6 protein-coding genes and 1 pseudogene are annotated in these 6,924 nt (G+C 66.2%); 1 reads left to right on the plus strand and 6 read right to left on the minus strand.

Going from position 1 to position 6,924, the window contains the following annotated elements:
* From AC1DY5_RS36140 to hpaH, 6 genes and pseudogenes are all read right to left on the minus strand, one after another.
* Positions 1–209, minus strand: a pseudogene (locus tag AC1DY5_RS36140) (fumarylacetoacetate hydrolase family protein); the annotation flags it as partial.
* A 25-nt stretch (positions 210–234) separates the two neighbouring features.
* Positions 235–1,104 (minus strand): DODA-type extradiol aromatic ring-opening family dioxygenase, encoded by an 870-nt coding sequence (locus AC1DY5_RS36145; protein WP_478119298.1) that lies wholly within the window; start codon positions 1,102–1,104, stop codon positions 235–237.
* A 13-nt stretch (positions 1,105–1,117) separates the two neighbouring features.
* The gene (locus AC1DY5_RS36150; RefSeq protein WP_478119299.1) at positions 1,118–2,593 is read right to left on the minus strand and encodes an aldehyde dehydrogenase family protein; all 1,476 of its coding nucleotides are present in this window, start codon (positions 2,591–2,593) and stop codon (positions 1,118–1,120) included.
* An 18-nt stretch (positions 2,594–2,611) separates the two neighbouring features.
* Positions 2,612–4,030, minus strand: a complete 1,419-nt coding sequence (locus AC1DY5_RS36155) for an FAD-binding oxidoreductase (RefSeq protein WP_478119300.1) — start codon at positions 4,028–4,030, stop codon at positions 2,612–2,614.
* 21 nt (positions 4,031–4,051) lie between these two features.
* Positions 4,052–4,858 (minus strand): 4-hydroxy-2-oxoheptanedioate aldolase, encoded by an 807-nt coding sequence (gene hpaI, locus AC1DY5_RS36160; RefSeq protein ID WP_478119301.1) that lies wholly within the window; start codon positions 4,856–4,858, stop codon positions 4,052–4,054.
* A 2-nt stretch (positions 4,859–4,860) separates the two neighbouring features.
* Positions 4,861–5,664, minus strand: a complete 804-nt coding sequence (hpaH, locus tag AC1DY5_RS36165) for a 2-oxo-hept-4-ene-1,7-dioate hydratase (protein ID WP_478119302.1) — start codon at positions 5,662–5,664, stop codon at positions 4,861–4,863.
* 115 nt (positions 5,665–5,779) lie between these two features.
* Between hpaH and AC1DY5_RS36170 the strand changes: the two genes are divergently transcribed.
* Entirely contained in the window at positions 5,780–6,715 is a 936-nt protein-coding gene (locus AC1DY5_RS36170; protein WP_478119303.1) for a LysR family transcriptional regulator, read from the plus strand.
* Positions 6,716–6,924 lie beyond the last annotated feature (209 nt).

Genomic DNA, 6,924 nt, shown 5'->3' on the forward strand with positions numbered 1-6,924 from the left:
GCGATGATCTTGCTCGGCGCGACCGGCGGCAGGTGCGTGACGTCGGCGAGATCGACGAGGCGCCCGTCGTCGAGGCGCAACCGGCCGGCCTCGGCGCCAGTTTCGACCACGGTGCCCCAGAAGGGACTGCCGCCCAGCAGGATGTGCCTGCGCTCGACGCGCGGTCCCTGCATGACGACAGGCAAAGACGCGGGGGGGAATTCGTACATGCTCATCTCCAATCTCGTGCCGGGTTCAGCTGCCGAACCACATGTGGACATTGCCGGTGCCGCGTGCGTTCTCGTAGGCGGACAATTGCTCGCCCTTGGCACGGCACTCCGCGCCGCCGAGTGCACCCAGCATCTGCAGGTAGTGGGCACCGAACGCTTCCCAGGGCAGCTTCCGGTATTCGCCGTTCCAGCGTTCGAGCACGGTGTCGTGGCGCCCTTGCTTGAGCAATTCGATGACGTTCTTGTCGCTCTCGATGTTTTCAGGCCGCGACACGTTGCTCTCGTGAAAGATGCGCGGATGATTCGGCTTCCAGTCGATCGGATTGAACTTGTGGCTCAACGCTCCGGAGGCCAGCAGGAGCACGCGCAGGCTGCCGCTGCGGCGTATCGCCTCGCCGATCGCTTCACCTGACTTCAGGAAGTGCTGCCAGCCGCAGTTCTGGCAGGACGACACCGTCACCACCGGCAGGTTCGCGTGTTCGAGCCGCAAGTGCTTCACCAGGTTGATGGTGGCGTACTGCTTGCCCAACTCGGGGTGGTTGATGACGCGGTTGTAGCCGCCCTGCTCGCGGGAGACGGCCTCGATCTCCAGGGCCAGGGCAGGGTGCCCGCGATAGTCGTAGGGCACGCCGCTCAGGTACCAGGGCATCTCATCGGAGATGTAGGTGCCCTGGTAACGTTCGGCGCCATCGACCAGGTGGTAGCCGGTTGTGAACCAATGCGAGTCGAAGATCACAACCACATCGGGACTGGCTGAGGCAATGCGCTGGCGCAACCGTGCATAGCCAGGAATCAGATCCGAATCGGCACCGGCGCCTTGAAGCACCCGAAACTCCTCGCATTGCATCAAGCCGGGGTGGTGCGAGACCAGGGCGGCGCCCACGATTTTTCCCATTTCGGGTTCTCCTTTAACGTTGGCTGAAGCTGGCCCGGAAGGGCTTCTTCGGAATGACGACGTCTTTCACGTCGCAAAAAAATTCGAAACTCCAGTCGCCGCCCTCGCGGCCGACACCCGAGCGCTTGATGCCGCCGAAAGGAGCGGCCAGGTCGCGAATGCCGAAGGAGTTGACCCAGATGAAGCCGGTGGCCACGCGCTCGGCGATGGCGGTCGCATGCGCCACCTCGCCGTAGCAGACGCCGCCCAGCCCGTAGTCCGTGCCGTTGGCCATGGCCACGGCCTCGTCGTCGGTGTCGAAGGTCTGCAGCGTGAGCACCGGGCCGAAGACTTCGTTCTGCACGATCTCGGAGTCCTGCCGCACTCTCGTGACCATGGTCGGCTGGTAGTACTGCTTGCCGAAGGGGTGTTCCTCACCGCCCCAGAGCAGTTCGGCCCCGTCGGCCACGGCACGCTCCACGAAGGCCTTGACCCGTTCGAGCTGCCGTGGGTGGATGATCGGGCCGACCTCGGTCGCCTCATCGCGTGGATCGCCGATATTGAGCTTGCTCACATAGCTGCGCATGGCGTCGACGAACTTGCCGGCGATCTTCGAATGCACCAGGAATCGCGTGCCCGCCAGGCAGACCTGGCCGGCGTTGCGGTACATCAGTGCGCCGGTCGAGGCGGCGGCGTCGAGGTCCGCGTCTTCCAGCACGATGAACGGGGACTTGCCGCCCAGTTCGAGACTGCACGGCACCAGGTTGGCGCCGGCCGCCTGCGCGATCCACTTGGCGGTCGGGACCGAACCGGTGAAGGACACACGCGCCAGTCGCGGGTCGCTCACCAGCTTGGCGCCGGTGTTGGCGCCAGAGCCCTGCACGATGTTGAAGACGCCGGGCGGCAGGCCCGCTGCGTGTGCAGCATCGGCCAGCAGCGAACTGGTCAGCGGGGCCCATTCCGGTGGCTTGACGATCACCGTGTCGCCTGCGGCCAGGGCCGGCCCGAGCTTCCAGGTGGCCAACATCAGTGGTGCGTTCCAGGGCGTGATGATCACGACCACGCCGGCGGGGTCGTGCCGCACGATGTGGGTGGCCTGCTCGGTCTCGATCGGCCGGTCTTGCAGCGTCAATGCGTGCTCGGCGAAGTACGTGATGTTGAGCATTGCGCGTGGCACCACGCCATGTTTCATACGCGAAAGAAGCACGCCGGCGTCGTTCGACTCGAGGTTGCAGAAAGCGTCGGCGCGCTTGCCAATCTCCTCGGCAAATCGGTCGAGATAGGGCTTTCGTCCCGCCGCACCGAGCGCGGCCCAGGCCGGGAAGGCTTTCTTTGCGGCGGTGATGGCAGCATCGACATGCTCGGCCGTGCCTTCGCTGATGCGGCCGAGGACCCGCTGATCGATCGGCGACTGCAGTTCGAAGGTCTCGGTCGAGGGCACGCGTCGGCCGTCGATGTAGTGGTCCGGCGACACCTCGAAGCCGGCGACGTTGAGGGGGGGAGCGGTCATGATCAGGGGGTCCTTGGGTCAGCTCAGCAGTTTTCCGGGGTTCATCAGTCCGTGCGGGTCGAGCGCCTGCTTGATGGCGTGCATCAGCTTCAGCTCGACGGGCGATTTGTAGCGGGCCGACTCGTCGCGGCGCAGCACGCCGAGACCGTGTTCGGCCGAGATCGAGCCGCCTTGCGCCGCCACGGCGTCGTGGACTAGGCGGTTGAGTGGCGCCTCGAGCGCTTCGAATGCCGCCACCTCGGCGGGCCCGCGCAGCGGGGTGTCGGGCGACACGTTGTAGTGCAGATTTCCGTCGCCCAGGTGGCCGAAGACCACCATGCGCGCCTGCGGAAAGGCCTGTTTCACGGCTGCGTTGGTGGCTTCCACGAATGCCGGGATGCGCGAGATCGGCAGCGAGATGTCGTGCTTGATGGTCTTGCCCCAGGCCGCTTGTGACTCCGAGATGTCCTCACGCAGCGCCCACAGTGCCTCGAACTGGGCCAGCGACGCGGACACGGCAGCATCGGTGGCGAGTTCGCTTTCCAGCGCGCGCTCCAACAGGCCTTCGATTGTTGCCTGGGCATGAGCGTCGTCCTGGGTGTCGGACACTTCGAGCAGCACGTACCACGGTGAGACATCGGTCAGGGGCCGGCGCGCGGCGGGTACGTGGTCGAGCACCAGTTCGACACACGCATCGCTGACCAATTCGAACGCCGTGAGCTGTGAGCCCAATTGCGCCTGCGCCAGTTGGAGGAGTAAGAGTGCAGCAGCAGGGCTTGGCGTGGCGACGAACGCTGCCACGCGTGCGGCCGGTGGAGGAAAAAGCTTCAGGACCGCCGCCGTGATGACGCCCAGCGTGCCTTCGGCGCCGACGAAGAGGTCGCGCAAGTCGTAGCCGGTGTTGTCCTTGCGAAGCGCTCGCAGTCCGTCCCACACCTCGCCCTCCGGCGTGACGACCTCCAGCCCCAGGCACAGTTCGCGTGCATTGCCATAGCGCAGCACCTGGACGCCGCCAGCATTGGTGGCCAGGTTGCCGCCGATGGTGCAGCTGCCTTCGGCCGCCAGGCTCAATGGAAACAGTCGACCTGCCTCCCGCGCAACCTCTTGCACCTGCTGCAGCGTGACGCCGGCCTCCACCGTGATTGTGTTGCCCTCGGTATCGATGGCGCGCACCTTGTTCAGGCGCGTGAGCGAGAGCAGCAGCGCGCGGCCGCTGTCGTCGGGCACCGAGCCGCCCGACAGGCTCGTGTTGCCGCCCTGCGGCACCACCGGCACGCGGTGCGTATGGCACCAGCGCAGCACGGCTGCGACATCGGCGGCCGTGTCGGGCTGGGCCACCGCGATGGCGACGCCGGTCCACTTGCCACGCCAGTCGGTCAGCAGGGGGGCGGTGTCGGYCGGGTCGATAAGCAGGCGACCGGCAAAGCTGCGCCGCAGCGCGTCGAGCGCGTTCGTCATGGCGATGTGTCCTCGGCGAGCTCAGTACGGGCCGCTGGAGGCCGCTGCGGGCGCGGCGCCGGAGTTCTTGAAGCGTGCCGCGAGGCCGGTGGCGGCCCTGACGAGGAGGCTGGTGTCGACGCCCACGGCCACGAAACGCGCGCCCAGCCCCAGGTAATGCCGGGCCAGCGCTTCGTCGGCGCACAGGATGCCAGGGGCCTTGCCGGCACGGACGATGCGATCGATCGCCGTGTCGATGGCGGCGCGCACCTCGGGGTGCGCGGGCTGGCCGAGGTGACCCATCGAGGCCGACAGGTCGGACGGGCCGATGAAGACGCCGTCCACGCCGTCGACCGCCGCGATGGCCCCGACTTGTTCGAGCGCTGCGTGGGATTCGACCTGCACCAGCAGGCACAGGCGCTCGTTGGCCTCGTGCAGGTAGTTCGGGTAGCGCGACCAGCGGGCCGAACGGGCGATGGCGCTGCCCACACCGCGGATGCCCTGTGGTGGGTAGCGCATGGCGCGCACCAGTTGGGCCGCCTCGGCTGCCGACTCGACCATCGGGACCAGCAGCGTGGTGGCGCCGATGTCGAGCACCTGCTTGATCAAGGCCGGATCGCTGTGCGGAATTYGAACCACGGGATGCACGGGATAGGAGGCCACGGCCTGTAGGGAGGCCAGCATGGAGCGCAGGTCGTTCGGCGCATGTTCGCCGTCGATCAGCAGCCAGTCGAAGCCTGTGCCGGCGCACAGCTCGGCCGCATAGCTGTCGGCCAATGCCAGCCAGAAGCCTATCTGGGGCTCGTTGCGTGCGAGCGCCTGCTTGAAGATGTTGTCGGGTGTTTGCATGGTCATACGAATCTGAAAGCGATGGCACCGAGAGGGCCGTAGTCGGCGTGGAAGACATCGCCGGCGGCTGCTGCCACCGGCCTCGTGAACGAGCCTGCAAGGACGACTTCGCCGGCTTCCAGCCCCTCGTCGTGCGCCGCCAGCTTTTTTGCCAGCCAAACGATGCCGTTGGCCGGGTGGTTGAGCACGGCGGCTGCCAGGCCCGACTCCTCGATCACGCCGTTCTTGTAGAGCAACGCGCCGCACCAGCGCAGGTCCACGGCATCGACCTTGAAGGGCCTGCCGCCCAGCACGAAGCCGGCATTGGCCGCGTTGTCGGCAATGGTGTCGAGCACCTTGCGCGGTGCCTTGGTCATTCGGTCGAACTGCTCGATGCGGGCATCGATGATCTCGATGGCCGGCACCACGTAGTCAGTGGCCGCCAGTACCTGGAAGATGTCCACGTCGGCGCCGCGCAGCCCTTGCTTGAGGATGAAGGCCAGCTCGACCTCGACCCGGGGCAGGATGAAGCGGCCGGCCGGAATGTCGGCGCCTTCGGGAAAGAACATGTCGTCGAGGAGCGCGCCGAAATCGGGCTCGGTGATGTTCGACGAGATCTGCATGGCGCGCGAGGTCAGGCCGATCTTGTGGCCCATGACCCTGCGGCCTTCAGCCACCTTGAGCTTCACCCATTGGCGCTGAATAGCGTAGCTGTCGGCGATCTCCATCGCCGGGTAGCGCTTCGAGAAGTGCTCGACCTGCAAGCGTGTCCGCTCGGAGTGATGCAGCTCTTTGGCGAGTGCCTGATGGATGGCGGTATCGAGCATCGGGGTGTCTCTTTGTTGGATGTCCTGGGCTTCGGCTCGAAGTGTGTCTCCCGATCGTCTTGAAGACAATCAACAAATATTGCTCTATTTGTTAGTAGATCTTTAGAATACCTCCATGGCTTTTCCCCGCTACAGCGTTCGTCAGCTCGATGCCTTCGCAACCGTCGCCGACACCCTGAGCTTCAGCGTCGCGGCCGATCGTTTGGCGCTCACCCCGTCGGCCATCAGCCAGCTGGTCAACGAACTCGAGGCGGCCGTCGGCTTCAAGCTCTTCGAGCGCAGCACGCGCCGCGTGGCGCTGACCGCTGCGGGACGGGAGTTTCTGGGTTCGGCCTCGGTGGTGCTCAAGAATCTGCGGCTCGCCGAATCGGCTGCGGCCGACCTGCGCAACAGGGCTGCTGGATTGGTGCGCGTTGCGGCACCGATGGTCATTGCGAGCTCCATTCTTCCCGACGCGATTCGGCGCTACGGTCAGGTGCGGCCGAAGGTGGTGGTGCGAATTCGGGACGCAGCCGTCGAGCAACTGGTCGATCAGGTGGCAGACGGGGATGTCGACTTCGCGATCGGTCCCGATCGCCCCACGGGGGACGACGTGGAGCGCGTGCCGCTGTTCGAGAGCCCCTGGGTGCTCTGGTGTGCGCCGGACCATCCCCTGGCGACCAAGCGGCGCGTGCGCTGGCGCGACCTTCGATCGCACGCCCTCGTCACCGCCGGTCGCGACCACGAGCGAAGCGTGGCTCAAATGCGTTTGGGCCTGCCTGATGAGGAGCGCATCACGCCGATCGACGTGGTCGACAACGTGTCGACCGCGCTCGGCATCGCGGCGGCAGGGTTGGCCGCCACGCTGTCGCCGGCCTACGTCGGCGTGTGGGCCGAGCAGCGTTGGGGGCTGACGATGCGGCGCGTGATCGAGCCCGAAGTCATGCGACAGGTCTGCCTCTACCGGCCCATCCGTCGAGTCACCTCGCCGGCGGCCGAAGGCTTTGCTCAGGCACTTTGCGATCTCCTGCGACAACAGCGAACCGCCAAAGGGGCTCTGCCGGCGAACTGAACACTCGACCTTCGTCTTCGGGACGGCCGGCGTCGCGGTCGGCTGTCGACGCGACGGTCAGTTCGGCTTCTTCGCCCGCTCGATGGACAGGCGCTGTTCAGCACCCGCCTGGAGCGCGTCCAGCTGCTTCTGGAACCCTTTGGGATCGACCAGCGGATGCTCGTCTCCAGGCTTGCGGGTCTTGAGCAGGGCCTTGGATTCGGTCAGAC

The sequence above is a fragment of the Variovorax sp. P4_D9 genome, assembly GCF_056401695.1.